27 protein-coding genes are annotated in these 26623 nt (G+C 66.2%); 17 read left to right on the forward strand and 10 right to left on the reverse strand.

What is annotated here, in order from left to right:
- Positions 1 to 6: 6 nt before the first annotated feature.
- From trpC to rpe, 6 genes are all read right to left on the reverse strand, one after another.
- Entirely contained in the window at positions 7 to 795 is a 789-nt protein-coding gene (gene trpC / locus AC3WOB_RS18825; RefSeq protein ID WP_013391094.1) for an indole-3-glycerol phosphate synthase TrpC, read from the reverse strand.
- Positions 792 to 1823, reverse strand: coding sequence for an anthranilate phosphoribosyltransferase (trpD, locus tag AC3WOB_RS18830; protein ID WP_013391095.1), 1032 nt, complete (start codon positions 1821 to 1823; stop codon positions 792 to 794). Before trpD ends, trpC begins: the two co-directional genes overlap by 4 nt.
- Positions 1824 to 1835: 12 nt before the next feature.
- Complete coding sequence (locus AC3WOB_RS18835) at positions 1836 to 2402, reverse strand: aminodeoxychorismate/anthranilate synthase component II (RefSeq protein WP_013391096.1); 567 nt, start codon at positions 2400 to 2402, stop codon at positions 1836 to 1838.
- A 57-nt stretch (positions 2403 to 2459) separates the two neighbouring features.
- Complete coding sequence (gene trpE, locus AC3WOB_RS18840; protein ID WP_492275852.1) at positions 2460 to 3980, reverse strand: anthranilate synthase component I; 1521 nt, start codon at positions 3978 to 3980, stop codon at positions 2460 to 2462.
- 260 nt (positions 3981 to 4240) lie between these two features.
- On the reverse strand, positions 4241 to 4948 hold the full coding sequence (locus tag AC3WOB_RS18845; RefSeq protein WP_492275853.1) for a phosphoglycolate phosphatase: 708 nt from the start codon (positions 4946 to 4948) through the stop codon (positions 4241 to 4243).
- A gap of 15 nt (positions 4949 to 4963) precedes the next feature.
- Positions 4964 to 5692, reverse strand: coding sequence for a ribulose-phosphate 3-epimerase (rpe, locus tag AC3WOB_RS18850; RefSeq protein ID WP_492275854.1), 729 nt, complete (start codon positions 5690 to 5692; stop codon positions 4964 to 4966).
- Between the two features lie 129 nt (positions 5693 to 5821).
- Between rpe and apaG the strand changes: the two genes are divergently transcribed.
- The 5 genes from apaG (at position 5822) to AC3WOB_RS18875 (ending at position 10662) form a co-directional block, all read left to right on the forward strand.
- On the forward strand, positions 5822 to 6196 hold the full coding sequence (apaG, locus tag AC3WOB_RS18855) for a Co2+/Mg2+ efflux protein ApaG (protein ID WP_207469053.1): 375 nt from the start codon (positions 5822 to 5824) through the stop codon (positions 6194 to 6196).
- Positions 6197 to 6234: 38 nt separating this feature from the next.
- Positions 6235 to 7536, forward strand: coding sequence for a murein transglycosylase A (gene mltA, locus AC3WOB_RS18860; RefSeq protein ID WP_492275855.1), 1302 nt, complete (start codon positions 6235 to 6237; stop codon positions 7534 to 7536).
- Positions 7533 to 8702 (forward strand): UbiH/UbiF family hydroxylase, encoded by a 1170-nt coding sequence (locus AC3WOB_RS18865; RefSeq protein ID WP_492275856.1) that lies wholly within the window; start codon positions 7533 to 7535, stop codon positions 8700 to 8702. Before mltA ends, AC3WOB_RS18865 begins: the two co-directional genes overlap by 4 nt.
- A 144-nt stretch (positions 8703 to 8846) precedes the next feature.
- The gene (locus AC3WOB_RS18870) at positions 8847 to 9644 is read left to right on the forward strand and encodes a DsbC family protein (RefSeq protein WP_492275857.1); all 798 of its coding nucleotides are present in this window, start codon (positions 8847 to 8849) and stop codon (positions 9642 to 9644) included.
- Between the two features lie 61 nt (positions 9645 to 9705).
- On the forward strand, positions 9706 to 10662 hold the full coding sequence (locus AC3WOB_RS18875) for a D-2-hydroxyacid dehydrogenase family protein (protein ID WP_492275858.1): 957 nt from the start codon (positions 9706 to 9708) through the stop codon (positions 10660 to 10662).
- A 62-nt stretch (positions 10663 to 10724) separates the two neighbouring features.
- Here the strand turns inward: AC3WOB_RS18875 and ttcA are convergent, their stop codons facing one another.
- Both ttcA and folB read right to left on the reverse strand, forming a co-directional pair.
- Positions 10725 to 11693: a tRNA 2-thiocytidine(32) synthetase TtcA gene (gene ttcA, locus AC3WOB_RS18880; RefSeq protein ID WP_492275859.1), complete on the reverse strand. Its 969-nt coding sequence runs from the start codon at positions 11691 to 11693 to the stop codon at positions 10725 to 10727.
- A 2-nt stretch (positions 11694 to 11695) separates the two neighbouring features.
- A complete protein-coding gene (gene folB, locus AC3WOB_RS18885; RefSeq protein ID WP_013391106.1) occupies positions 11696 to 12055 on the reverse strand; it encodes a dihydroneopterin aldolase in 360 nt (119 codons plus the stop codon).
- A gap of 124 nt (positions 12056 to 12179) precedes the next feature.
- Between folB and AC3WOB_RS18890 the strand changes: the two genes are divergently transcribed.
- A complete protein-coding gene (locus AC3WOB_RS18890) occupies positions 12180 to 13082 on the forward strand; it encodes an NAD(P)/FAD-dependent oxidoreductase (protein ID WP_492275860.1) in 903 nt (300 codons plus the stop codon).
- A gap of 10 nt (positions 13083 to 13092) precedes the next feature.
- Here the strand turns inward: AC3WOB_RS18890 and pcaD are convergent, their stop codons facing one another.
- Positions 13093 to 13890, reverse strand: coding sequence for a 3-oxoadipate enol-lactonase (gene pcaD / locus AC3WOB_RS18895; protein WP_492275861.1), 798 nt, complete (start codon positions 13888 to 13890; stop codon positions 13093 to 13095).
- A 100-nt stretch (positions 13891 to 13990) separates the two neighbouring features.
- Between pcaD and AC3WOB_RS18900 the strand changes: the two genes are divergently transcribed.
- The 11 genes from AC3WOB_RS18900 (at position 13991) to AC3WOB_RS18950 (ending at position 25785) form a co-directional block, all read left to right on the forward strand.
- Positions 13991 to 14914 (forward strand): LysR family transcriptional regulator, encoded by a 924-nt coding sequence (locus AC3WOB_RS18900; protein WP_013391109.1) that lies wholly within the window; start codon positions 13991 to 13993, stop codon positions 14912 to 14914.
- Positions 14915 to 15268: 354 nt separating this feature from the next.
- On the forward strand, positions 15269 to 16462 hold the full coding sequence (gene urtA / locus AC3WOB_RS18905; RefSeq protein WP_013391110.1) for an urea ABC transporter substrate-binding protein: 1194 nt from the start codon (positions 15269 to 15271) through the stop codon (positions 16460 to 16462).
- Positions 16463 to 16531: 69 nt separating this feature from the next.
- Positions 16532 to 17434, forward strand: a complete 903-nt coding sequence (gene urtB, locus AC3WOB_RS18910) for an urea ABC transporter permease subunit UrtB (protein ID WP_492275862.1) — start codon at positions 16532 to 16534, stop codon at positions 17432 to 17434.
- Positions 17435 to 17438: 4 nt separating this feature from the next.
- The gene (gene urtC / locus AC3WOB_RS18915) at positions 17439 to 18485 is read left to right on the forward strand and encodes an urea ABC transporter permease subunit UrtC (protein WP_013391112.1); all 1047 of its coding nucleotides are present in this window, start codon (positions 17439 to 17441) and stop codon (positions 18483 to 18485) included.
- Positions 18486 to 18517: 32 nt separating this feature from the next.
- Positions 18518 to 19279: an urea ABC transporter ATP-binding protein UrtD gene (urtD, locus tag AC3WOB_RS18920; protein ID WP_085947826.1), complete on the forward strand. Its 762-nt coding sequence runs from the start codon at positions 18518 to 18520 to the stop codon at positions 19277 to 19279.
- A 14-nt stretch (positions 19280 to 19293) separates the two neighbouring features.
- The gene (gene urtE, locus AC3WOB_RS18925; protein ID WP_013391114.1) at positions 19294 to 19983 is read left to right on the forward strand and encodes an urea ABC transporter ATP-binding subunit UrtE; all 690 of its coding nucleotides are present in this window, start codon (positions 19294 to 19296) and stop codon (positions 19981 to 19983) included.
- Between the two features lie 25 nt (positions 19984 to 20008).
- Complete coding sequence (locus AC3WOB_RS18930) at positions 20009 to 21046, forward strand: aliphatic amidase (protein ID WP_492275863.1); 1038 nt, start codon at positions 20009 to 20011, stop codon at positions 21044 to 21046.
- A 69-nt stretch (positions 21047 to 21115) separates the two neighbouring features.
- Positions 21116 to 21922: a CbbQ/NirQ/NorQ/GpvN family protein gene (locus AC3WOB_RS18935; protein ID WP_492275864.1), complete on the forward strand. Its 807-nt coding sequence runs from the start codon at positions 21116 to 21118 to the stop codon at positions 21920 to 21922.
- A gap of 2 nt (positions 21923 to 21924) precedes the next feature.
- Positions 21925 to 23904, forward strand: a complete 1980-nt coding sequence (locus tag AC3WOB_RS18940) for a nitric oxide reductase activation protein NorD (RefSeq protein ID WP_492275865.1) — start codon at positions 21925 to 21927, stop codon at positions 23902 to 23904.
- A 97-nt stretch (positions 23905 to 24001) separates the two neighbouring features.
- Entirely contained in the window at positions 24002 to 25156 is a 1155-nt protein-coding gene (locus AC3WOB_RS18945; protein ID WP_013391118.1) for a transporter substrate-binding domain-containing protein, read from the forward strand.
- Positions 25156 to 25785 (forward strand): ANTAR domain-containing response regulator, encoded by a 630-nt coding sequence (locus tag AC3WOB_RS18950; RefSeq protein ID WP_013391119.1) that lies wholly within the window; start codon positions 25156 to 25158, stop codon positions 25783 to 25785. Before AC3WOB_RS18945 ends, AC3WOB_RS18950 begins: the two co-directional genes overlap by 1 nt.
- 16 nt (positions 25786 to 25801) lie before the next feature.
- Here AC3WOB_RS18950 and AC3WOB_RS18955 read toward each other — a convergent pair whose 3' ends face one another.
- Complete coding sequence (locus tag AC3WOB_RS18955) at positions 25802 to 26563, reverse strand: maleate cis-trans isomerase family protein (RefSeq protein ID WP_013391120.1); 762 nt, start codon at positions 26561 to 26563, stop codon at positions 25802 to 25804.
- Between the last annotated feature and the right edge of the window lie 60 nt (positions 26564 to 26623).

Below are 26623 nucleotides of genomic sequence, written 5' to 3' on the forward strand. Positions count from 1 at the left end.
TTTTGCCTAGCCCACCAGGCGCGCAAGTTCCGCGCCCGGATCCTTGGCGCGCATGAAGGCTTCGCCCACCAGGAAGGCATCGACCTTGTGCTGGCGCATCAGCTGCACGTCTTCGGGCTTGAGGATGCCGCTTTCGGTCACGACGCGCTTGCCCGCGGGAATCCGGGGCAGCAGGTCCAGCGTGTTCGACAGGCTGGTCTCGAAGGTGCGCAGGTTGCGGTTGTTGATGCCGAGCAGCGGCGTCTTCAGGGTCAGCGCGATGTCGAGTTCCTTGGCGTCGTGCACTTCCACCAGCACGTCCATGCCCAGTTCCATCGCCAGCGTTTCATAGTCGCGCAATTGCGCGGGGCTGAGCGCGGCCACGATCAACAGCACGCAGTCCGCGCCCATGGCGCGCGCGGCGATGATCTGGTACGGGTCGATCACGAAGTCCTTGCGCAGCACCGGCAGCGAGCAAGCCGCGCGCGCCTGGCGCAGGTGGTCGTGGGAACCCTGGAAGAACTGCACGTCGGTCAGCACCGACAGGCAGGCCGCGCCATGCACCGCATAGGTGGAGGCGATTTCCGGGGGATTGAAGGGGTCGCGCAGCACGCCCTTGGAGGGCGAGGCTTTCTTGATTTCAGCGATGACGCCGGCCTTGCCTTGCGAGATCTTGTCTTCGATGGCTTGGGCAAAGCCACGCACGTCCTGCCGCGCCTGCGCTTCGCGCAGGACTTCGGCTTCGCTGCGCATCTGGCGAGCGGCGGCGACTTCCTCGGCCTTGACGGCGAGGATCTTCGCGAGAATATCGTTCATTTCAGGAATTTCCGGGTATATGCGCAGAATTCTTCCAGCTTGGCTCGCGCCGCGCCGGTGGAGATCAATTCGAATGCTAGTGCTAAGGCTTCGGGAATGGAATCGGCTTTATTGCCAGCATAGATGGCGAGTCCCGCATTGAGCGCGACGATGTCGCGGGCGGTGCCCTCGACATTTTCGAGCGCCTCTATGACAAGCTCGCGCGATTGTTCGCGATTGGACACCTTGATGCTCCGGTTGGACATCATGGATAGCCCGTAGTCCTCGGGGTGGATCTCATATTCGAGGATTTTTCCGTCCTTGAGTTCCCCGACCAGGGTGGCGCCGCCCAGCGAGGCCTCGTCCATGCCGTCCTTGCCGTGCACCACCAGCACGTGGCGCGAACCCAGGCGTTCCAGCACGCGCACCTGGATGCCGACCAGGTCCGGATGGAACACGCCCATCAGCTGGTTGGCGGCGCCGGCCGGATTGGTCAGCGGGCCCAGGATGTTGAAGATCGTCCGCACGCCCAGCTCCTTGCGCACGGCGGCCACGTTCTTCATGGCGCCATGGTGGGCGGGCGCGAACATGAAACCGATGCCGGTGGCCTGGATGCACTCGGCCACCTGCTCGGGCGTCAGCACCAGGTTGGCGCCCAGCGCTTCCAGCACGTCGGCGCTGCCGCTGGAGGACGAGGCGCTGCGGTTGCCGTGCTTGGCGATCGGCACGCCGGCGGCGGCCGCCACAAACATTGCTGTGGTGGAAATGTTGAAGGTATGGCTGCCGTCGCCGCCGGTACCGCACATGTCGAGCAGGTCGGCGGGGTTGGGCGTGACCACGGGCGTGGCGAACTCGCGCATGACCTGCGCGGCCGCGGTGATCTCGCCTATGGTCTCTTTCTTCACGCGCAGGCCCATCAGCAGGGCGCTTGCGATCTGCGGCGACATTTCGCCGCGCATCAGCATGCGCATGAGATGCAGCATTTCGTCGTGGAAAATTTCGCGGTGTTCTATGCAGCGCGTCAGCGCTTCGGCGGGGGAAATCGTCACGATGCGTCCTTCTTAGGCGAGGTTCAGGAAATTGCGGAGCAGGGCATGGCCGTGCTCGCTGAGCACCGACTCGGGATGGAACTGTACTCCGTATAGCGGCAGGGTCTTGTGGCGCACGCCCATGATGTCGCCGTCCGGCGCGGTCGCGGTCACGGCCAGGCAGTCGGGCAGGGTGGCGGGGTCGATGGTCAGCGAGTTGTAACGGATCACGGTGTAGGGGGTGGGCAGATCGGTGAAGATGTCCGTGCCCGTATGCGAGATCCGCACGGTCTTGCCGTGCATGATCTGCTGCGCGCGTACGATGTCGCCGCCGTAGGCCGCGCCGATGGCCTGGTGGCCCAGGCACACGCCCAGGATGGGTTTCTTGCCGGCGAAGGCCTGGATCACGGGCACCGAGATGCCCGCCTCGGCGGGGGAGCAGGGGCCGGGCGACACGCAGATGCGGTCCGGATTCATGGCGGCGATCTCTTCCAGCGTGATCTGGTCGTTGCGCGCCACGCGCACGTCCTCGCCCAGTTCACCGAAGTACTGAACCAGGTTGTAGGTGAAAGAGTCGTAGTTGTCGATCATCAACAGCATTTAATTCTCCTCTAGGGCCGCCCGGCGGCCCGGATATGTCCGGTTGGGGGCGGGGCCTCAGATGGGCTCGTCCAGGCCGTGCTGCACCTGCTCCGCCGCGCGCAGCACCGCGCGGGCCTTGGCTTCGGTTTCGGCCCATTCGGCTTCGGGGTTGGAGTCGGCCACGATGCCGGCGGCGGCCTGCACGTACAGCGTGCCGTCCTTGATGACGCCGGTGCGGATGGCGATGGCCACGTCCATTTCGCCGCCGTAGCTCAGGTAGCCGGCCGCGCCGCCGTAGATGCCGCGGCGCACGGGCTCCAGTTCGTCGATGATCTTCATGGCCTCGACCTTGGGCGCGCCGGTCAGGGTGCCGGCGGGGAAGGAGGCGCGCAGCACGTCCATGCTGCTCATGCCCGGGTTCAGCGTGCCGGTGACGTTGGACACCAGGTGCATTACGTGCGAATAGCGTTCGATCACCATGGTGTCGCTGACCTTGACCGAGCCCACCTGGGCCACGCGGCCCACGTCGTTGCGCGCCAGATCGATCAGCATCACGTGCTCGGCCACTTCCTTGGGGTCGGCCTTCAGTTCGGCGGCCAGGGCGGCGTCTTCCTCGGGCGTGCCGCCGCGCTTGCGGGTGCCGGCCAGGGGACGGATGGTGATCTGCGACTTGGGTTCGCCGTCTTCCATCACGCGCTCCTGGCGCACCAGGATCTCCGGCGACGCGCCGACCACCTGGAAGTCGCCGAAGTTCCAGAAGTACATGTAGGGGGAGGGATTGAGCGACCGCAGGGCGCGGTAGAGGGAGAGGGGGGAATCGCGAAAGGGCTTGGCGATGACCTGGCCGATCTGCACTTGCATCAGGTCGCCCGCGGCGATGTGTTCCTTGGCGCGGTGCACGGCGGCCAGATAGTCTTCCTTCTTGAAGTCGCGCCGCTCTTCGGTCTGCATGCTGGCGTGACTGTAGGGGATTTCCACGGGGCGTCGCAGGCGCGCGCGCAGGTCGTGCAGGCGCTGCTGGGCGCGGCTGTAAGACTCGGGCTGGCTCGGGTCGGCGTAGACCATCAGGTAGATGCGGCCGGCCAGGTTGTCGACGATGACCAGCTCGTCCACGTGCATCAGCATCAGGTCGGGCGTACCGCCTTCCATGCCGGCGGGAAACGGCTTGACCGCGGGGCCCAGGCAGGGCTCGATGTGGCGCACCGTGTCGTAGCCGAAATAGCCCGCCAGGCCGCCGCAGAAGCGCGGCATGCCCGGGCGCAGGGCGACCTTGAAGCGGCTCTGGTACTGCTCAATGAAGGCCAGCGGATCGCCGTCGTGGGTCTCGGCGACCTTGCCGTCATGCAGTACTTCGGTGCGGGTGCCGCTGGCGCGGATCACCGTGCGGGCCGGCAGGCCGATGAAGGAATAGCGGCCGAAGCGCTCGCCGCCCACCACCGATTCCATCAGGCAGGTCATGCGCCCGCCCTGGGGGCCGGCATGCGCCAGCTTCAGGTAGATGCCCAGCGGGGTGTCCAGGTCGGCATAGGTTTCGGCAACCAGCGGGATGCGGTTGTAGCCTTGTGCGGCGAGGGCCTTGAATTCGATTTCGGTCATGTCGGGTCTCGTGAGCGATTTATTTGCTTTCGGACCAGGCGCACAACAAAAAAGCCCGGTCCAGGTTACTGGTTCCGGGCTTGGCTCTGTGTTTTACACAGCTACGGCACTAGGCGGCATACGCGTCCAGGGCCGGGAGGGATCATCGCCACCCGGAAGACAAACGCCACCAGCGCCACGAGGCGCCGAGCATTTGGTTCTGGATGGAAACGTTCATTGAGCTTTGTTCAGTATTGAATTCGCGGTGAGCCGCCAGGTATTCAGGAGCCTGTTTTTGCCGCGTTCCGGTTTTGATTCCAGATCACGACCCACTCGGCGGCAGCGACTAGCGTGTCCACTATACCATCGACATCCAGCTCGCGCACGTCGCGGCCTTCGTTGTAGCCATAAGGCACCACCAGGACCTGGGTGCCCGCGCTGCGGCCCGCCTGGGCGTCATTGACCGAATCGCCGATGGTCACGGCTTCCTCCGCGGCAACGCCGAGCAAGTCGCAGGCATGCAACACCTGGTCGGGATCCGGCTTGCGGCGCTCGCAGGTGTCGCCGCAGACCACGGCGTCGAAAAAGCCCGCCAGGCCCGTGCGCTGCAGCAGCGGCAGGGTGAATTCGGTGGGCTTGTTGGTCACCACCGCCAGCTTCAGGCCTTGCTCGCGCATGAGCTTCAAGCCTTCGATGACGCCGGGGTAGATCTGCGCTTTCTCGCCGTTGGACAGGTGGTAGTGGCGATAGAAGGCGGCGCGGGCGACATCGAACTCGGCGGCAGTGGGGTCGGCGGCGTCCAGGCTGCCGGCCAGGCTGCGGCGCACCAGGTTGTCCACGCCCTTGCCGACGAAGGTGGCCACCACGTCTTCGCGCAGCGGCGACATGCCCAGCTCCACGCGCATGGCGTTGGCCGCGAAGGCCAGGTCGGGAATCGAATCCAGCAGGGTGCCGTCCAGGTCCAGCAGCGCGGCGCGAAAAACGGTCATGTCGGTTCCCGAGGCTTAGATGGCGGTGGTTTCGCCGATGGCGATCTGGTCGCGCATGGACTTGATGATGCCGGCGTAGTCCGGCTTGCCGAAAATGGCGGAGCCGGCCACGAAGGTGTCGGCGCCGGCGCGGCGGATTTCGGCGATGTTGTCGATCTTCACGCCGCCGTCCACCTGCAGCACGATTTCCTGGCCGCCGGCCTGCATCCAGGCATCGATCCGGGCGCGCGCCTCGCGCAGCTTGGTCAACGCGCCGGGGATGAAGCTCTGGCCGCCAAAGCCCGGATTGACCGACATGATCAGGATCAGGTCGATCTTGTCCATCACATAGTCCAGGTAGGACAGCGGGGTGGCGGGGTTGAACACCAGGCCGGCCTTACAGCCGTTTTCGCGGATCAGCGACAGGGTGCGGTCCACGTGGCGGCTGGCGTCCGGGTGGAAGCTGATGTAGTCGGCGCCGGCCTTGGCGAACATCGGCACCAGGTCGTCCACCGGTTCCGCCATCAGATGCACGTCGATCGGCACCTGGACGTGGGGGCGGATCGCCGCGCACACCATCGGGCCTATGGTCAGATTGGGGACATAGTGGTTGTCCATCACGTCCACGTGGATCCAGTCGGCGCCAGCGGCGACGACGTTGCGGACTTCCTCGCCCAGGCGGGCGAAGTCGGCCGACAGGATGCTGGGGGTGATGCGGGTGGAAGCCTGTTGGGTAGACATGATGTTCGGGATCGGGGAGGGCATAATGTGCCATTATTGCAGTTTGAGGCGCGGTACCGGGAATGGCCCGGCCCGGCGGGTCCGGGAACCGCGTCTTTTCCTGCGTCCGGCGCCGTACCACGGTGGCCTGCCAGCATCACACAGGGAAGGACTGTGAAACCTTACGACCTGAGCGTCTCTGTCTCTCCGCGCTTCGTGCCCGAACAGTCCGACCCTGCCGAACAGCAGTTCGTGTTCGCCTATACCGTCCGCATCACCAATACCGGCGAGCATCCCGCCCAGGTGATCAGCCGCCACTGGATCATCACCGACGGCAACCAGCGCGTGCAGGAAGTGCGCGGCCTGGGCATCGTCGGGCAGCAGCCCTTGCTGGCGCCCGGCGAAACCTTCGAATACACCAGCGGCTGTCCCCTGCCTACCCCGGTGGGCACGATGCGGGGCACCTATCACTGCGTCGGCGAGAACGGCATTCCGTTCGAAGTGCCGATCGCCGAATTCGTCCTGGCCATGCCGCGTACCCTGCATTGAATGGCCCGGCCACCCGTCGCACGTTTTTTCATTTGCTCATGAAGCGCATTCTCAGTCTGTCCGTGCTGTCCGTATTGCTGGCGGCATGTTCCACCCCCTCCGATATCCCGCCCGATTCGGGCTCGTCCAGCATCCCCGGCCCGTCCGCGCCTGCGGCCGACGGCCCTCTGGTGGTGCCGTCGCTGGCATCCTTACCGGACACTCCGCCGCGCGCGCTGGCCGGCAAGTACAAGGCGGCCAACTGGTCCGAGATGCCCGGCTGGAGCAACGATGATCTGTCGCGCTTCTGGCCCCTGTTCCTGCGCAACTGCCGCGGCCTGATGCGGCCGACCAGCGGCAACCTGGCCGCGCCCGCGCGCGCCACGCCGCGGGCCTGGCAGCCGGTCTGCGCCGCCGCGGTGGATCCGGCCCGCGCGCCCGCTGCCGGTGATGGCGAGGGCGTGCGCCGCTTCCTCCAGACCTACCTGCAGCCCTGGCGCCTGAACGCCGCCGACGGCAAGCCGGCCACCAATACCGTGACGGGCTATTACGAGCCTCTGGTGCGCGGCTCGCGCCGCCAGGGCGGCAGCCACCAATGGCCGCTGTACACCGTGCCCGCGGACCTGCTGACCATCGACCTGGGCTCGATCTATCCGGAACTGGCGGGCAAGCGCGTGCGCGGCAAGCTGGACGGCAAGCGCGTGGTGCCCTATGACTCGCGCGCCGCCATCGAGTCCTCGGGCCGCCGCCCACCCGTGCTGGTGTGGGTGGACGACCCCGTCGACAACTTCTTCTTGCAGGTGCAGGGCTCGGGCCGGGTGCAGCTGACCGACGGTCCCGATTCCGGCAAGACCATCCGCGTGGCCTATGCCGACCACAACGGCCAGCCCTATGCGTCCATCGGCCGTTGGCTGATCGACCGCGGCGAGCTGTCCGCCGACCAGGCCTCCATGCAGAACATCCGCGCCTGGGCCCAGCGCAATCCCAAGCGCGTGCCGGAAATGCTCAACGCCAACCCGGCGGTGGTGTTCTTCCGCGAAGAAATGGTGGTTGATCCGGAACAAGGCCCCAAGGGCGCCTATGCCGTGCCGCTGGCCCCCATGCGCTCGATCGCGGTGGACGCGGGCTTCGTGCCGCTGGGTACGCCCGTGTTCCTGGCCACGACCTATCCTGCATCCGACCGGCCGCTGCAGCGCCTGGTGCTGGCGCAGGATACGGGCACGGCCATCCGAGGCGGCGCGCGCGCCGACTTCTATTGGGGCTATGGCGACGAAGCCGGCCAACAGGCCGGCCGCATGAAGCAGCGCGGCCAGATGTGGGTGCTGTGGCCGAAACAGGCCGGGGAGCCAAGCGCAAGATGAGCCATCAGATCGTCGTTTGCGGGGCCGGCATCGTCGGCCTGTCCACCGCCCTGGCGCTGGCCCGCCGTGGCCAGCGCGTGGCCGTGCTGGCGCCGCGCGCCAGCGTGCCGCCGGCCGATCCCGACCGCTATCACCCGCGCGTCTACGCCATTTCGCCCGCCAGCCAGCGCTTTCTGGCCGAACTGGGCGTGTGGGACGCCATGCCCGCGTCCCGGCTGACGCCGGTCAACGCCATGGAAATCCACGGCGACGCCGACGGTCAGGTCAACCTGAGCGCCTGGCAGGCGGCGCTGCCGCAGCTGGCGTGGATCGTCGAGTCCGGCGAAATCGAGCGCGTGCTGATCCAGGCGGTCCGCATGTTCGGTATTCCCTGGCTGGAGGACCGCTGCACGGGTTACCGCGACGGCGCGATCGACACCGAGAGCGGCGCGCGCATCGAGGCCGAGCTGTTCGTAGGCGCCGATGGCGCCGCATCGCCGCTGCGCGAGGCCGCCGGGCTGAAGCATGAGGCCGTGTCCTACGACGACACGGGCCTGGTAGTGCACCTGGACGCGGAGCGCCCGCACCAGGGCGCCGCTTTCCAATGGTTCCGCGACGACGGCGTGTTGGCCCTGCTGCCGCTGCCCGACACCTCGGCCGGTCCGCAGGTTTCCATGGTCTGGTCTATGCGCACCGAGCTGGCCCAGGCGCTGCTGGCATTGCCGCCCGAGGAGCAGGCCACCCGGCTCGAGGCCCTGCTGGCCGAGGCCGCCGAGGGCCGTTTGGGCGCGCTGAAGGTCCGCAGCAAGCTGCATGGCTTCCCCTTGACGCTGGAACGCGCCCAGATGGTCGCGCCCGGCATCGCGCTGGCGGGCGACGCGGCGCACCGCCTGCACCCGCTGGCCGGCCAGGGGCTGAACCTGGGCCTGGGCGATGTCGAGGCCCTGGCCCGCGTCGTCGCCGGCCGCGAAGCCTACCGCGCGGCGGGCGACCTGCGCGTGCTGCACCGCTACCAGCGCGCGCGCGCCGAACCGGTGCTGGCCATGCGCCTGGCCACCGACGGCCTGCACAAGCTGTTCGCCTCGCGGGCGACGCCGCTGGTCTGGCTGCGCAACGCCGGCATGCACTGGGTGGAAAGGGCGCCGCTGATCAAGCGCCGCCTGATTACCGGCGCTTCGGCCAATTAGGGCAGGATCCGCTCCGCGGAACCTAGCCCGTGGGCGAACTGTCTGACCCATAGGGGGCGCCTGCCCGTGCAGGCCGGCTTGGCTGCAGTGCGGATCGGTTACCCTTTCCGCACAAGAACACGATAGACAAGTACAGGAGTACCGATGAATTTCCGCATATCCGCCACGCTGGCGGCTTGTTTCCTGGCCGCGGGCCTGGGCTTGTCCGCCGGCGCGGCGGCCCAGGGCGACAAGTCTGTCTCGACCCAGTCGGTGGGGCAGCCTGGCAAGGGCGACAAGAGCTATTCCACCACCCAGGTGGCGCCGGCCGATCCCGTGGCGGACGCGGTCAAGGATCGCTTTCGCCAGCGTTTCGACGGCATGGACGTGACGGCCGTGCGCCGCACGCCTTACGGCCTGTTCGAAGTGCAGCTGGGCATGGACCTGATCTACACGGATGAAAAGGTGACCTGGGTCATGGAAGGTCCGTTGATCGACGCCATGACGCGCCGCGACGTCACCCGCGAAACGCAGGAACGCCTGAGCGCCGTGTCGTTCGACCAGCTGCCGCTGGACCTGGCCATCAAGCAGGTCAAGGGCGACGGCTCGCGCAAGGTTGCGATCTTCGAAGACCCCAATTGCGGCTACTGCAAGCAATTGCGCAAGACGCTGGAAAACGTCGACAACATCACCGTCTACACCTTCCTCTATCCCATCCTGTCGCCGGATTCCAAGGACAAGGTGCGTGACGTGTGGTGCTCCAAGGACCCGGGCGCCACCTGGGACGACTGGATGCTGCGCGGCAAGAAGCCCGCCACCGCGAATTGCGACGTGCCCGAGGACAAGCTGCTGGCCCTGGGCCAGAAGCTGATGGTGCGCGGCACGCCGACCACCTTCTTTGCAGACGGCTCGCGCGTCAGCGGCGCCTTGCCGCTGGAGCAATTCAAAGCCCGCTTGAACTGACCGGCGCGGTGCGCCGGCCGGGAGGCTGGCGCCACAGGCGCCTAGCCCCCGGAGACAGCTCTTGAAAATCGCAATACTCGACGATTACCACGACGTAGCGAAGCGCTATGCGGATTGGACCTCGCTGGGCGGTGACGCCGAGGTGCGGATCTTCAATAATTTCATCCCGGAAGGGCAGGTCGAGCCATCGCTCGAGTCCTTCGACGTGATCGTCGCCATGCGCGAGCGCACGCCGTTCCCTGCCGAACGAATCCGCGCCCTCCCAAATCTGCGCCTGCTGGTCACCACCGGCATGCGCAACAACGCCATCGACATGCAGGCCTGCGCCGAGCAGGGCATCATCGTCTGCGGCGCGCCCGGCAGCGCCGACGCCAACACCGCCACGGCCGAACTCGCCTGGGCGCATATCCTGGGCTTGTTCAAACACCTCCCTGCCGAAGACGCAGCCATGCGCCGCGGCATGTGGCAGACGGCCATGCCCGAGCCGCTGGCGGGCAAGCGCCTGGGCGTGCTGGGCCTGGGCAAGCTGGGCGCGGCTGTGGCCAAGGTGGGGCTGGCCTTCGGCATGGATGTGGTGGCCTGGAGCCCCAACCTGACCGACGAGCGTGCCGAGGCCGCAGGCGTGAAGCGGGTGGACAAGCACGAACTCTTCGCCACGTCCGACGTGGTCAGCCTGCACCTGATCCTGTCCGAGCGCAGCCGCCACGTGGTCGACGCCGCCGCGCTGGCCGCGATGAAGCCGACCGCCTACCTGGTCAACACCTCGCGCGCCGGCCTGGTGGACCAGGAAGCCCTGATGGACGCGCTGGTGAAGTTCCGCATCGCGGGCGCCGGCCTGGACGTCTATCCCGAGGAACCGCTGTCGCCCACCGACACCGTGCGCGACCTCGACAACGTGATCCTGACGCCGCATCTGGGCTACGTCAGCCGCGAGAACTTCGAAGCCTTCTACCAGAACGCGCTGGAAGCGGTGAAGGCGTGGAAAGCAGGCAAGCCTATCCGCGTGCTGAACGCATAGGCGCTGCGCCCGTAAAAGAAAAAAAGGCTGCGCAAGCAGCCTTTTTTACTTCCGCCCAGCGTTCATCCGCGCGTGAACGTCACCTTCTTTTCGACGATGGCGCCGGGATCCAGCGCCTGCGGCGCATCGCCACAGGCTTCGCCGGCATTCTCTTGCGGATCCTCGGCGTCGAACGCCGTGTCGCCGTTGGCGTCCGGCACGCCGGTGGGCTTCAGGCCCACGAAGTCGAACAGGTCACGGTCCATCAAGTGCGAGGGCACCACGCGCGACAGCGCGTTGAACACGTTCCACGAGCGGCCCGGATGCTGCTTGTCCCATTCCTTGATCATGCGGCCCACTTCCTTGCGCTTCAGGTTCTCTTGCGAGCCGCAGAGATTGCAGGGAATGATGGGGAACTGCTTGAGTTCCGCATAGGCGATCAGGTCGGTCTCCGGCACATAGGCCAGGGGGCGGATCACCGTGTGGCGGCCGTCGTCCGACACCAGCTTGGGCGGCATGCCCTTGGCCTTTCCGCCGTAGAACAGGTTCAGGAAGAACGTGCCCAGGATGTCGTCGCGGTGATGGCCTAGCGCGATCTTGGTGGCGCCCAGCTCGGAGGCGACGCGGTACAGGATGCCGCGGCGCAAGCGCGAACAGAGCGAGCACATGGTCTTGCCCTCTTCCAGCACGCGCGTGACGATGGAATAGGTGTCCTGCGTCTCGATGTGGAAGGGCACGCCCAGCGTCTTCAGATACTCGGGCAGGATATGGTCGGGAAAGCCCGGCTGCTTCTGGTCCAGGTTGACCGCGATCAGCTCGAACTTGAAGGGCGCGCGCTTCTGCAGCTGCAGCAGGATGTCCAGCATCGCATAGGAATCCTTGCCGCCGGACAGACAGACCATCACGCGGTCGCCTTCCCCGATCATGTTGTAGTCGGACAGGGCGCGGGTGGTTTCGCGCGCCAGGCGCTTGGTCAGCTTGTTGCCTTCGTGGCGGGCCTTTTCTTCGGCCTCGGTGCGAAAGCGCACCTCGGGGGTAGCGATATCGTTCATGGTCAACGCGTGATCTGGATTTCCACGCCTACCGCCGCGCAGTCGGAAAAGGCCATGGGTTTGCTGATGCGCAGGCGCAGCGCGCGGATTTCCTGGAAGTCGGCCAGCAGACGCGCCGCGACCTGTTCCGACAGGGTTTCGATCAGGTTCACGTGCGCCTGCGTGCATTCTTCGACGATAGCTTCGCGCAGCCGGCGGTAGTCCAGCACGCTGTGGATATCGTGGTCGTCGACCGAGCGCTGGATGTCCACGTCGAATTCGGCGTCGACATGCAGGGGCTGGGTGGCGCGGCGCTCGTGCTCGAGGATGCCGATGCGGGCATCGAGCGCGAGCCCGGAAAGAATGATACGGCGTGTAGGCATGATGAAAACCTGGGTGGGGTAGCCCGGAATTGTAAGGCGACAGCGGAACGAGGGCGGCGCGCTGGCTACAATCCGGCCATGTCCGGACGTCCGCGAGGCGCCGGCGCAGTCAATAAGGGGTGAAATGCAACAGATGCACGATTCGGTCATTGTAGGCGGCGGCCCGGCCGGCGCCTCCTGCGCCCTGTGGTTGGCGCGGCTGGGCCTGTCCCCGCTATTGGTCGAGGCCGGCGCCCGGCTGGGCGGGCTGGGCAATGACAACCCTTTCGCCGACGACTGGATCGCCGTGCTGCCGGGCGTCACCGGGCAGCAGGTGGCCGCCAATATCGACGCCAGCGTGCGCGCGGCCGGCGTGCCGCTGCGGCTGGAAACGCGCGTAGCCGGGGTGCGCCCCTGCAAGGGCGGCATCGAGGCCACGCTGTCCGGCCCGGACGGCGCCGAATCCCTGGTGCGCGGGCGCACCCTGGTGATCGCCTCCGGCGTGCGCGCCAAGGGCCTGCCGGACCATCCTCCGAATGCATCCTGGCCGGGCGTGCTGATCGGTCCTGGCTCGCCCATCGTGGCGCAGGACTACTCGGGCCTGTCGGTGGCGGTGCTGGGCGGGGGCGACAACGCTTTCGAAAACTACGTCTATGTGCGCAACCGCGGCGCCCGCAGCGTGCATCTCTATGCCCGCAGCGTCCGCGCCCAGCAGCAATGGGTGACGCGCGCCGGCCGCGAAGGCGTGCACATCGGCCCGTACAAGGTGGACCCCGCCAGCCGCAGCGTGGACGGCAGACAATACGACCTGATCCTGGTCTTTTACGGCTGGGAGCCCCAGGCCGGCTTTGCCGACAGCCTGCATCTGGCCCGCGACGAGCGCGGCTACATCCGCACGGACTTCGCCACCGCCGAAACCAGCGTGCCGGACATCTATGCCGTGGGCGAGGTGGCGCACCGGATGCATCCCTGCGTGGTGACCTCCATGGCCGACGGCGTGGTCGCAGCCAAGGCCATCCAGCGCCGCTGGGAGCGCGGCGCGGAATAAGGCGGCCGGCTCAGGCCGCGAGCAGGAATTCCATCACCGCGGCTTCGAACGCCTCGGGCAATTCGATGTTGGCCAAGTGCACGGCCGGCAGCGTCAGCAGGCGGGCGCCGGGAATGGTCGCGGCGATCTGCTCGCCATGGCTGGCCGCGGTGACGGTGTCGTGCTGGCCGGCGATGACCAGCGTCGGATTGGGGATCAGGGCGATGGTCCGGCGCAGGTCGAAGTCCCGCACGGCCGCGAATGCGCCTGCCAGGCCGTGCTTGTCGGTGCTCAGCAGCATGGCGCGGAACGGTTCGACGGCAGGGTTGCCATCTCGTAACCAGGACGCGGGAAACCAGTTCTTCAGAAACGTTTCGGCTGTTTCCGACATGTTTTCCGCCCGCAGCGTGGCGGCGATGCGTTCGTCCCATTGCGGCGCCGGTCCCAGATAGGCCGAAGTGTTGCTCAGGATCAGGCGGCCGACGCGCTCGGGAGCATGCACCCCCAGCCACTGGCCGACGATGCCGCCCAGCGACAGTCCCAGGAAATGCGCGCGCTCGATGCCCAGCCCATCCAGCAGTTCCAGCACATCGCGGCCCAGGCGGTCCAGCGAATAGGGGCCTTGCGGCACGCTGGACGCGCCATGGCCGCGGTAGTCATAGCGCAGCACGCGGAAGTGGCGGGTCAGCGCGGGAATCTGCGCGTCCCACATGTGCAGCGTGGTGCCGATGGAGTTCGCCAGCACCAGCGTGGGCAGGTCCGCGTGGCCATCGTAACGGTAGGCGATGCGGGCGCCGTCGCCGGCGGTGTAGTGGGAGATATCTTGCATGATGGTTCGCCTCTCGGTGATGGGTGTGAGGCAAATCGTAGTTGCGCACCGTTCAAGAAAAAATTACAAAGTTCTCACAATCATTGTCGGAAAAACAGACATGAGCGAATTCACGCTGCACGATCTCCAGTGCTTCGACGCGGTGGCGCGCGCCGGCGGCTTCCAGGCGGCCGCGGTAACGCTGCACCGTTCGCACCCGGCGGTGTTCGCCGCCGTGGCCAAGCTGGAACGGCAGCTGGGCCTGGCCCTGCTGGACCGCAGCGGCTACCGCGTGAGCCTGACAGCCGCGGGGCAGTCCTTCCACGCCCGTGCGCAATCGCTGCTGCGCGAGCTGACCGCCTTGCGTGCGCACGCCGAACAACTGGCGATGGGCGAGGAAACCGAACTGCGGATCGTGATCGGCGATTTCTGCCCGCGGCCCTACGTGCTGGGCTTGTTGAGCCGTTTCTTCGCGGACTGTCCGGCCACGCGCCTGGACCTGCACTTCGAAGCCGTGTCCGGGCCGCTGGAACGCCTTTACGATGGCGAGGCCGACCTCATCCTGCATCGCGTCGACAAGAACGACGCCCGCATCGAATGGGTCGATTTGGTCAAAGTGCCTTTCGTGCCCGTCGTGGCGCCGGGCTTTCTGCGTGAGCCCGTGCCGCGCGCGATCAAGCCCGCGCTGCTGCGCGACTACACGCAATGCGTCATGCGCGATACCGCCACGCACTCGCCATCGCAAGACTATTTCACCGTCGAAGGCGCGCGCCAGTGCACGGTGGCTGACCAGTTGATGAAGAAGGAAATCATCCTGCAAGGCATGGGCTGGGGCCATATGCCGCGCTTTCTCATCGACGATGAACTGCGTGACGGCAGTCTGCTTTCCATTGCCAACCGCCATCTGCCCGGCAGCGTCGAAGAACTGGTGGCGGCGCGGCGCACGGACCGGGCGCAAGGCCCGGTGTCGAACCGCTTGTGGCAGTACCTGCAGGCTGCCGCGCCAGCCTTGCGCCGCGCCTTGGCATCGCGTCGCGGCCGCTAAGGGAAAATACGCATGGCATAGCGCCACACGCTTCTTCAGAATGCCTTCCAGACGCAAGTTCGTCTTCAAATTTTCGCCGACTGCCAGTGTTGCCAGTCAGGCGTAGGGCAAAAAGGCCCGAGCCGGAATTTCCGGCTCGGGCCTTTTCGTTTTCCGTTTGTCCATCGCTTCTCTTCGAATGGCGTTTCGCTGCGCCGTGGGCGCAGCTTTGCCTGAAGAAACGTGGACGCTGCGGGCGGACGGCAGTCGTCGTGATGTGGTGGGCAATGGCGCCTGTCCAATCCCGGGCAGTTCAGGGCTTGCGTGCAAGCCCCGGCCGGAGGCTTGCCTTCAGAAACGCACAGGAGCGCAACGATGAGCGTATACAACCGCCGCCGCTTTCTGCAGCACAGCGGCTCCATGGTCTTACTGAGTGCCGCATCGGGGATGGCAGCCTTGCCCCGCCAGGCTTACGCCCAAGACACCGTCAAACTGGGCCTGCTGCATTCCCTGTCCGGCACCATCGCCATCGCCGAGGCTTCGCTGGTGGACGCGGAAAAGCTGGCGATCGAAGAGATCAACGCCGCGGGCGGCGTGATGGGCCGCAAGATCGAACCCGTGGTCGAAGACGGCGCGAGCGAGAACGCGGTGTTCGCCGAGAAGGCGCGCAAGCTGCTCGACCGCGACAAGGTCGCGGCCATCGTGGGCTGCTATACCTCGGCCTCGCGCAAGGCCTTGCTGCCCGTGCTCTCGCGCAGCAAGGGCCTGCTTTACTACCCGACCTACTACGAGGGCCAGGAGCAGGATGCGCGGGTGTTCTACCCGTCGCAGGAAGCCACGCAGTCCGTGATCGCGGCGGTGGAGTGGATGGCGCGAGAAAAGGGCAAGACCTTCTTCCTGGTCGGCTCCGACTACATCTATCCGCGCACCTGCAACAAGATCGCCAAGCCGGCCATTGCGCGCATGAACGCCAAGGTGGTGGGCGAAGAGTACGCGCCGCTGGGGCACACGGAATTTTCTTCCATCATCAACAAGATCAAGGCGGCCAAGCCCGAGTGCATCTACAGCACCGTGGTGGGCGGCTCGAACGTCGCGTTCTACAAGCAGCTGCGCGCGGCCGGCCTGGATGGCACGCGCGTCGTGCTGCTGTCCACGGTGGTGTCCGAGAACGAGATCGAAGGCATAGGCAAGGACAACGCAGCGGGTTACTACGCCTGCATGGGTTATTTCCAGAGCCTGCAGAATCCGGCCAACGAAAAGTTCGTCAAAGCGTTCAAGGCCAAGTACGGCCAGGACCGCGTCATCGGCGACCCGATGGAGGTTGCCTACAACAGTGTGTACCTGTGGAAGCTCGGCGTGGAGAAGGCCGGTTCGTTCGATCCCGACAAGGTGATAGCGGCCTCGGCGGGCCTCACATTGCAAGCGCCGGAGGGCACCGTGCGCGTGCATGAAACCAACCATCACGTCTGGAAGAAGGTACGCGTGGGCAAGGCCAGACCCGATGGGCAGTTCGACATCGTCTGGGAATCGGCGGACCTGATCGAACCCAATCCCTTCCCGAAGCTGTAGCGCGCGCTTGCGGATGCGCGCGAGCCCATGGCCGGCGGCGATGCCGCCGGCACAGCCTGGAACGTGACCATGAATCTCGACATTGCGGCAATGCAGCTTTTCAACGGGATCAGCCTCTTCAGCATTCTTCTGCTGATGGCGATCGGCCTGGCCGTCGTGTTCGGCCTGATGGGCGTCATCAATATGGCCCACGGCGAACTGATGGCCATGGGGGCCTACACGACCTATCTGGTCTCGGTGGCGTTCCAGCATTGGGCGCCGGGCTGGATGGACGTTTATCTGTTTGCGGCCATTCCGCTGGCGTTCCTGGTTACCTTCGCATTTGGCTATGTGCTTGAGCGCGGCTTCATACGCTGGTTCTACAACCGTCCGCTGGACACGCTGCTGGCGACCTGGGGCTTGAGCCTGATCCTGCAGCAAGCCTACCGCTCGATATTCGGCGCGCAGGAGGTCAGCGTGCCGCTGGCCTCCTGGCTCAGCGGCGCGTGGGAGCCCACGCCCGACCTGCAATTCCCGCTGAACCGCATTTTCATCCTCGGCCTGACATTGCTGGTGGCCGTGGGCGTGTACCTGCTGCTTTATCGCAGCGCCTGGGGCCTGCGGGTGCGCGCCGTCACGCAGAACCGCGCGATGGCAGGCGCCGTCGGCATCAACACGCGGCGCGTGGACGCGCTGACTTTCGCGCTGGGTTCCGGCCTGGCGGGGATCGCCGGCTGTGTCTTCACCATGATCGGGTCGACCAACCCCGGCACCGGCCAGCTCTACATCGTCGACTCGTTCATCGTGGTGGTGTTCGGCGGCGTGCAGAGTCTGTTGGGAACGGCGTTTTCCGGCCTGGCCATCGCGCAGTCGCAGACCACGCTGGAATACCTGATGAGCGGTTCGATGGCCAAGGTCACGATCCTGGTCCTGGTGATCGTAGTGCTCTATTTCCGCCCAAACGGGCTGTTCGCCAATAAGACTCGGGGGTGATGCGATGAAGGCCCTGCACCGGAAAACCGAAGAGATCGCGATCCTGTTGGTCGCGGCGCTGATCCTGGCTGTGCTGCCCCTGTCGCTGGATCCGTTCCGGCTGAACCTCGTCGGCAAGTACATGGCGTTCGCCTTCGTGGCGATAGGCATCGTGCTGACCTGGGGCTACAGCGGCGTGTTGAGCCTGGGGCAAGGCATATTCTTCGGGCTGGGCGGCTACATGATGGCCATGTTCCTGAAGCTGGAGGCTTCCGCGCCGGAACTGCCCGACTTCATGGTGTGGAGCAGCGTGGATAGCCTGCCGGTCTGGTGGCAGCCGTTCCACTCGCTGACGCTGACGCTCTTGCTGATCGTGGTCCTGCCGGGCCTGGCCGCCTATCTGTTTTCCTTGGCCATTTTCCGCAAGCGGGTCAGCGGGGTGTACTTCGCCATCGTGACGCTGGCCCTGGCGATGACGCTGACTGTCCTCATCATCGGCCAGCAGGGAGACACGGGCGGGGCCAATGGCATTACCGACTTCCGCACGCTGCTGGGCTGGGACATCGTCGGCGATGATGGCAAGCAGGCGCTGTACTTCATCGAGGCTGGGGCGCTGATCGTGGCGATGTTGGCGGCGCTGGCGATCGTGCGCAGCCGGTTGGGCAAGATCCTGATCGCCATCCGCGACCGCGAGGACCGCGTGCGCTTCTCGGGCTACGACACGGCGCACGTGAAAGCCTGCATTTTCGCGGTGGCTGCGGTCCTGTCGTCCATCGGTGGCGCATTCTTCACCCTGCAGGTGGGCCTGATCTCTCCGGGAGCGATCGGCGTGGTGGCGTCGATCGAAATGGTGATCTATGCCGCGGTCGGCGGCCGCCTGTCGATTCCGGGAGCCGTGGTTGGCGCCTTGCTGATCGGCTTTCTCAAATCCTATCTGTCCGAGACCTTCCCGGAAGTGTGGCTGTACTTCCTGGGCGCCATCTTCATTGCGGTGGTCGTGATCATGCCCAACGGCCTGGCCGGCGTGTTCGGCCAGATCCAGGCGCGCCGCGCCGCGGGGAGCGCGCGATGAGCGCCACCCTGGACCTGCAGGAGCCCGCCAGCATGGACATGAGCAGCGACCGCCCGGCGCCGGGCGCCATCCTGAGCGTCGAGGATCTGACAGTCTCGTTCGACGGCTTTCGGGCCGTGGACGGGCTGAGCCTGCGCGTGGCACAGGACGAACTGCGCGTCATCATCGGCCCCAACGGCGCGGGCAAGACCACGCTGCTGGACATCATCTGCGGCAAGACCCGGCCGTCCGCGGGCCGAGTGATGTTCCAGGGCCGCGACCTGGTGCGGATGGCGGAATTCGACATTGTGCGCGCCGGCGTGGGGCGCAAGTTCCAGACGCCATCGGTCTACGAAGACCTGACCGTGCTGGAGAACTTCGAGATCTCGTTGCCCAACGCGCACGGCGTGGTCCGCTCGTTGCGGTTCCGGCGTACGGCCGACATCCGCGAGCGCATCCAGGACATGGCCGCACAAGTGTTTCTGCAGGACCGCCTGGCGGAGAAGGCGGGCCGCCTGAGCCACGGGCAGAAGCAATGGCTGGAGATAGGCATGCTGCTGATGCAGAGCCCGCAGCTGCTATTGCTGGATGAACCGGTGGCCGGCATGAGTCCGCGCGAACGCGAACAGACCGCCGAGCTGTTGGCGCGGATCTCGCGCGGCAAATCGATGGTCGTCATCGAGCACGACATGGATTTCGTCAAACGCATCGCGCACAAAGTCACCGTGCTGCACCAGGGCCGGCTACTGAGCGAAGGCACCGTGGCCGAGGTGCAAGCCGATCCGCGCGTGCTGGATGTGTACCTGGGCCATTGATAGGAGGGCGCATCGTGTTCCAGATCGACAAGCTGAACGTGAGTTACGGGGAATCCCACGTCGTCCACGACGTGTGCTTCGACGTGGCGCCCCGGGAATCCGTGGCCATCATGGGCCGCAACGGCATGGGCAAGACCACCTTGCTCAAGGCGCTGATCGGCATGCTGCGGTCGGGCTCGGGCAGCATCCGGCTGGACGGCGTGGAACTGGCGGGCATGGAGAGCTACCAGCGTGTACGCAACGGGCTGGCCTTCGTGCCGCAGGGCAGGATGATCTTCCCGTTCCTGACCGTGGAGCAGAACATCCTGACGGGCGCCGAGCGCAGCGGGCTCAAGGCCGTGCCGGAATACCTGTACCGCTTTTTTCCGGTGCTGCATGAGATGCGGCGGCGCAAAGGCGGCAACCTGTCCGGCGGACAGCAGCAGCAGCTGGCGATCGCCCGGGCGCTCATCTCCGATCCGCGCGTGCTGATCCTGGACGAGCCTACCGAGGGCATCCAGCCTTCCATCATCAAGGACATCGCGCGGGTCCTGAATGCGCTGCGCGAGGAACGCGGCTTCGCCATCGTCGTGTCGGAACAGATGTTGGGCTTCGCATTGGACCTGGCCGACCGCTTCCTGGTGATAGACCGGGGCCGCATCGTGCATGAGGCGTGCCGCGAGAACCTGGACCAGGAAAAAGTCAGATCTTTCCTGACGGTATGACCGTCAACCACCGAGGAGCATTGTCATGAGACATGGAGATATCTCCAGCAGCAACGATTGCGTGGGCGTGGCCGTCGTGAACTACAAGATGCCGCGGCTGCACACCCGCGCGGAGGTGATGGAGAACACCCGCAAGATCGCCGACATGGTCGTGGGCATGAAGCGCGGCCTGCCCGGCATGGACCTGGTCATCTTCCCCGAGTACTCGACCCACGGCATCATGTACGACGCCAAGGAAATGTACGAAACCGCGTCGGCCATTCCGGGCGAAGAGACCGCGGTGTTCGCCGACGCCTGCCGCAAGGCCAATGTCTGGGGCGTGTTCTCGCTGACGGGGGAGCGCCACGAAGAGCACCCCAACAAGGCGCCCTACAACACGCTCATCCTGATGAACAACAAGGGCGAGATCGTACAGAAGTACCGCAAGATCATGCCCTGGGTGCCGATCGAAGGCTGGTATCCGGGCGATTGCACCTATGTGTCGGAAGGCCCCAAGGGCCTGAAGATCAGCCTCATCATTTGCGACGACGGCAATTACCCCGAGATCTGGCGCGATTGCGCCATGCGCGGCGCGGAACTGATCGTGCGCTGCCAGGGCTATATGTACCCGGCCAAGGATCAGCAGGTCATGGTGTCCAAGGCCATGGCGTGGATGAACAACGTCTATGTGGCGGTGGCCAACGCCGCGGGTTTCGATGGCGTCTATTCCTACTTTGGCCATTCGGCCATCATCGGCTTTGACGGCCGCACGCTGGGCGAATGCGGCGAGGAAGACATGGGCGTGCAGTACGCCGAGCTGTCGACCAGCCTGATCCGCGACGCGCGCAAGAACATGCAGTCGCAGAACCACCTGTTCAAACTGGTGCATCGCGGCTACACCGGCAAGATCAATTCCGGCGAGGAGGCCACGGGCGTCGCGGCCTGCCCCTACAACTTCTACGCCAACTGGATCAACGATCCGGAAGGCACGCGCAAGATGGTCGAGTCCTTTACCCGGTCCACGGTGGGCACGCCGGAGTGCCCGATGGAAGGCATCCCCAACGAGGACGCAAAGCATCGCTAGGCGCGCCTGCCGATCATCCGGTCCGTCCGGCCTGCCGTGCCGGACGGACGCTTTCCGAGGACATGAACCGTGCCGTCTCCGCTCGATACCTACCGGATTGCGCAAGAACCCTTTTACCGCCCGACGGGGCGGGAAACCGCACTGTACGAACATGCGTACGCGCATCGGCTGCCCATGATTCTGAAGGGTCCCACCGGCTGCGGCAAGACGCGGTTCGTGGAGTACATGGCCTGGAAGCTGGGCCGGCCGCTGGTCACGCTGGCGTGCAACGAGGACATGACGGCCTCTGATCTGGTGGGCCGCTACCTGTTGGACGCCGACGGCACCGCCTGGCATGACGGCCCACTGACGCTGGCGGTACGCCATGGCGGCATCTGCTACCTGGACGAGATCGTGGAGGCGCGCCAGGACACGACGGTCGTCATCCATCCGCTGACCGATGCGCGGCGCATCCTGCCCCTGGACAAGAAGGGCGAGGTGGTGCGAGCCCATCCGGATTTCCAGTTGGTGGTGTCCTACAACCCTGGCTACCAGAGCAGCGCCAAGGATCTCAAGCCCTCCACCCGGCAGCGTTTCGTGGCCCTGGATTTCGACTATCCGGAACCCGGGCACGAGGCCGAAATCGTGGCGCACGAGGCGGGCATAGCCGCCGGGCTGGCGGACCGGCTGGTGCGGATCGCGCACAGTTCGCGCGAGCTCAAGCGCCATGGGCTGGACGAGGGCGTGTCCACCCGCATGCTGATCTACGCCGGCATCCTGATCCGCGACGGCGTCAGTCCCGCCGAGAGCTGCGACATGACGATGACGCGTGCGCTGACGGACGACCCCGACATGGCGGCCGCGCTGCGGGCGCTGGTCGATGCGAACCTGGAATGAACATGCGAGCCGTCCTGTCCGCGGGGGAGGGAGCCGGTGCCGGCGCACGCCTGGCAGGCACGCTGGACGATAAGTTGCGCCGCCTGGCCGCGCGCGGCGGCGAGGACCAGGCCGCGGCAGTGCGGCGCTGGATCGACTTGCTGCATGACGAAGACGCGGAGTGCGCCGCAGCCGTGGTGGAGCGGCTCGACCAGTTGATGGCGAAGCTGACGGCGGGCGGGCTGGAGCGCTGGATGCTGGCGGGCCTGCGGCGCTACGAACGCCAGCCCGCCTTGCTGCGCGCCTACTTCCAGTTGCGCGATGCCTATGCGCGCGAGGCCCTGAACGGCGAAGCGGGCGCGCAGGATCTGGAAGCCGCGCAGGCGCGGCTGTCATGGCTTCTGTGCGGCCTTTCGGGCAGAGCCATGGGGGTCGAAGCCTTGCGGCGTCCGGCACTGGACGGTCCGCCTTCGCGCCCCATTCTCGCACCTACGCATCTGCTGGTGCCGGACAGCTACACCGTGCTGGACGGCGCCGACCGCTGGGCGCTGTACCGCGCGGCCGTGGCGCATGCGGCGGCCCATCTGCGCTATTCGCCGGCGGCGCAACCGGTCGCGAGCCTGAAGCCCATGGGCGTGGCGGTGGTGTCCGCCATCGAGGATGCGCGAGTGGAGCGGCTGCTGGCCGCGGACTATCCCGGCGTGCGCCGCTGGTTCCTGCCGTTTGCGCCGCCGCCGCCCGATCCGGCGGACCTGGGGTTCGCGGCGCTGATCCAGCGCATGAGCCGTCTGCTGATGGACCCGTCGCTGCGTGACGACAACCACTGGGTGAACAAGGCGCGGGCATTGTTCGAGGCGCAGTCCGCCGACCTGCGGGACACGGCGGCCTTTCGCCGCCTGGCGTCGGTACTGGCGAACGACCTGGGCCAGATGCGGGTGCGCTTCAATCCACAGCAATACGCCGTGCCGGTCCCTTACCGCGACGACAACGCCTACCTGTGGGACTACGGCGACGCGGCCGAACCGCCGCCTGAACTGACCCTGGGTTCGCAGGGGATGGTGCCCGAGCCCCGCGACGCGGCGCCGCAAGGGCAGGAAGACGTACAGCAAGCTGCCGACGAAACGGAACTGGGGCGCTATCGCTATCCGGAATGGGACTACAAGCTGGGCCGCAGCCGGCCGGACTGGTGCACCGTGATCGAGAAGCTGCCCGGGTGGAACGGCACGGCGCCGCCCGCGCCCGCCGTTCCTGTGCAACGCCTGGCCTTGCCGCAGTCTCGTCGCCTGAGCCGCGCGCGCCGTCTGAGGCGGCAATGGGAGGGCGATGACATCGACCTGAACGCCGCGATCGAGGTCCTGATCGACCGGCGCCTGGATCTGGCGCCCGACGCCCGCTTCTTCATGCGGCCCGGCACCCAGCCCTGCGCCAGCAGCACGCTGGTGCTGCTGGACCTGTCGGCTTCGGCCAACGACCTGGCATCCGACGCCGGGACGACGGTGCTGGATCTGGAGAAGCAGGCAGCGATGCTGCTGGCGCAGGCCACATCGGGCGAAGGCGACAGGATCGCCGTGCACGGCTTCTGCTCGGATACGCGGGCGGCGGTGTATTACTACCGGCTGCTGGAGCCCGGCGCTCCGGTGGCGACGGCGCTGGGCCGCATAGGCGCGGCCCAGGCCCGCTATTCGACGCGCCTGGGCGCGGCGCTGCGGCATGCCGGCGGGCTGGCGCTGCTCGTCCCGGGGGAGCGGCACGCCATCATCGTCGTGACCGACGGCGAGCCTTCCGATGTCGACGCGCACGACCCGCGCTATCTGGTGGACGACGCGCGCGAGGCGGTGCTGGAATTGCGCGGGCGCGGCGTGAGCGTGCATTGCGTTGCGCTGGACGCCAAGGCCGAACCGCAGCTGCGCGCCATGTTCGGCTTTCGCGGCTACCGGATCGTGACGAACCCGGCGGCGCTGCCGCAGGCGCTGGTCCGCGCCTATGCCAGGGCGGCGCCGTGACGACCCCAGGAATCCACGTGTTGACGGCGGCTGCGGCTGTGCTGAAACTGATGAACTCGAAAAAGGATGGATGTCCGCGCCAGCGGGCCTCCCGATCATGGCAAACAAAGATCCCATCCGTGTAGGCGTGTTGTTCTCTGAAACGGGGGCCACATCGACCATAGGCCGTTCCCAGCTGCAAGGCACGCTGCTGGCCATCGACGAGATCAACGAGGCGGGCGGCGTCGACGGCCGTGAGATCGTGCCGGTGCGTTACGACCCGAGGTCGGACCCCGCCACCTACAGCGTGCTGGCCGAAAAGCTGATCACGCAAGACCGCGTGAACGTCATATTCGGCTGCTATATGTCCAGCAGCCGCAAGGCGGTGCTGCCGGTGGTCGAGAAGTGGAACCGGCTGCTGTTCTACCCGACGCTGTACGAAGGGTTCGAGTTCTCGAACAACATCATCTATACCGGCGCCGCGCCCAATCAGAACAGCGTGCAACTGGCAGAGTTCATGACCGCCAACTTCGGCGCCCGGGTCTACCTGATCGGCTCGGACTACATCTATCCCTACGAGTCCAACCGCATCATGGGCGAACTCGTGTTGCAGCGGCAGGATAGCGCCAAGCTCGGCGAGCGCTACGTGCCCTTGACCGCGACCGAGCGCGATTACCGGGAAATCCTGGACGACATCCGCAACAAGCGCCCGGACTTCATCTTCTCCACCGTGGTCGGCAACTCCACCGCTTGCCTGTACCGCGCCTACGCGGACGCGGGCTTCGATCCGAAGACCATGCCCATCGCCAGCCTGACGACCTCCGAAGCGGAGATCTCGCAGATGGAGCCCGAGGTCGCGGCCGGCCATTTCACCTCCGCGCCGTACTTCCAGTCCATCGATTCCGACATCAATCGGCGCTGCCTGGAACGCTTGCGGCGGCGCTTCGGCCACGATTGCGTGCCCAATCTTTGCTGGGAAGCGGCGTACTTCCAGATGCACATCTTCGCCAATGCCTTCCGCGACACTGGCACCGACGAGATCGCGCAAATTCTGCCGCGCGTGCTGCAAAGCGAATTCCAGGCGCCCCAGGGCCGGGTGCGCATCGATCCCACCAATCATCACACTTGCCTGTATCCGCGTGTCGGCCGGGTCAATGCCAAGGGCCAATTCACCATCGTGCGCGAGGCCACGCGGTCCGTGCATCCCGATCCGTATCTGGTCACCCATTCGCTGGGCGACTGGACGGCCACCCTGAGCTCGCTGGACATCTGATGGGCGATACCGCCAGCCGCCAGCGCGCGGAGCGCGCGACGCCTTCCCTGCTCAAGGACCTGCGCACGCTGCGGATCGCGGTCTATCATCCCGACGACGCCGACGGCCGCCAGTTGACGCAACAGCTTCAGCGTATCGGCTGTCAGGTCCAGACCTTCTGGCCGCCGGCGCCCACCCTGCCAGAAGGGCTGGACGCGGTATTCCTGGCCGTGCGTCCGGACGTGATCGACCTGGGTTTCGAATGGGCCAAGAGCGACGACGCACCCATGGTCATCGCCATCGTCACCTACGAGAATCCGACCATCGTCGAGGCCGTGCTGCGCATCGGCGCGAAAGCGGTGCTGCCTTCGCCCGTGCGCTCATTCGGCCTGCTGTCTTCGCTGGTGGTGGCGCGCCAGGTCTATGACGACATCAAGTCGCATGCCCGGCGCCTGCGCAAGCTCGAGGGCAAGCTGCTGGGCGTGCGCCGTATCGCGGAGGCCAAGAGCATCCTCATGCGCACGCGCAACGTCACCGAGGACCAGGCCTACGACCTGATCCGCGAGCAGGCCATGAACAAGCGCGTCACCACCGAGGAAATCGCGGGCGCCATCGTCAACGCCAACGAGATCCTGTCGCTGGGCAAGTAGGGCGCCCCGCGCCGGCTCAGTACTTGCCGGTCAGCAGCTCGCCCGCGTTGGGCACGCGCGCTTCCAGGTCCAGCACCTTCAGCATCCGGTAGACCGTCGCCGCGGCGGCCGTCACCACCGGCAGGCCCAGGCGATCCTGTGTCGGCTGGATCGATGCCAAGGACGGCATCTGCACGCAGGCGGACAACACCACCGCGTCCACGCCGCGCGTGTTCAGGCGCTCCACGTGGCTGGCAGGCGCCATCGGATCCTGTGCGCCGACCTTCAGATTGTCCGGGATCTCCAGCGACAGGCTGTCCTGCACCTCGATGCCTTCGTTTTCGATGTAGTCCACCACCAGCTTGGTCAGCGGCTTCATATAGGGCGTCAGGATCGAGACCTTGCGCGCGCCGATGGCGTGCAGGCCCTCCACCAGCGCGCCCGCGCTGGAGATCACCGGCGCCGGCGCGCCGTTATCCACGGTGGCCTGGTGCAGGCGTTCCTGCGAGACGCGGTGATAACCCAGTCCCTGGCTCATGATCGCCACCAGGCAGGCATAGCCCAGCACGTCCACCCGCGCGTCGGACAGTTCCTGCGCGCAACGGTCCGATTCGCGGTCCATCGACGCCAGTTCCGCCGCCGTCACCTGCTTCATGCGCATGCGGCTGGAATGGAAGGTGAAACGTTCCGGCGCAATGGTCTCGCGCAGGCGCAGCATGGCCGGGATCTCGGTTTCCATGGTGGTGTTGGAACTGGGCACGATCTGGCCGATGCGCAGGGCGCGGGGGGAAGTGGTCATGGCGATGCTCCTCGAAAGGCGTAAGAGGGGCCGGCCCGCTGCGATGCGCGGGAGTTCGGC

Source organism: Achromobacter sp. FW305-C-30-7 (assembly GCF_058783105.1).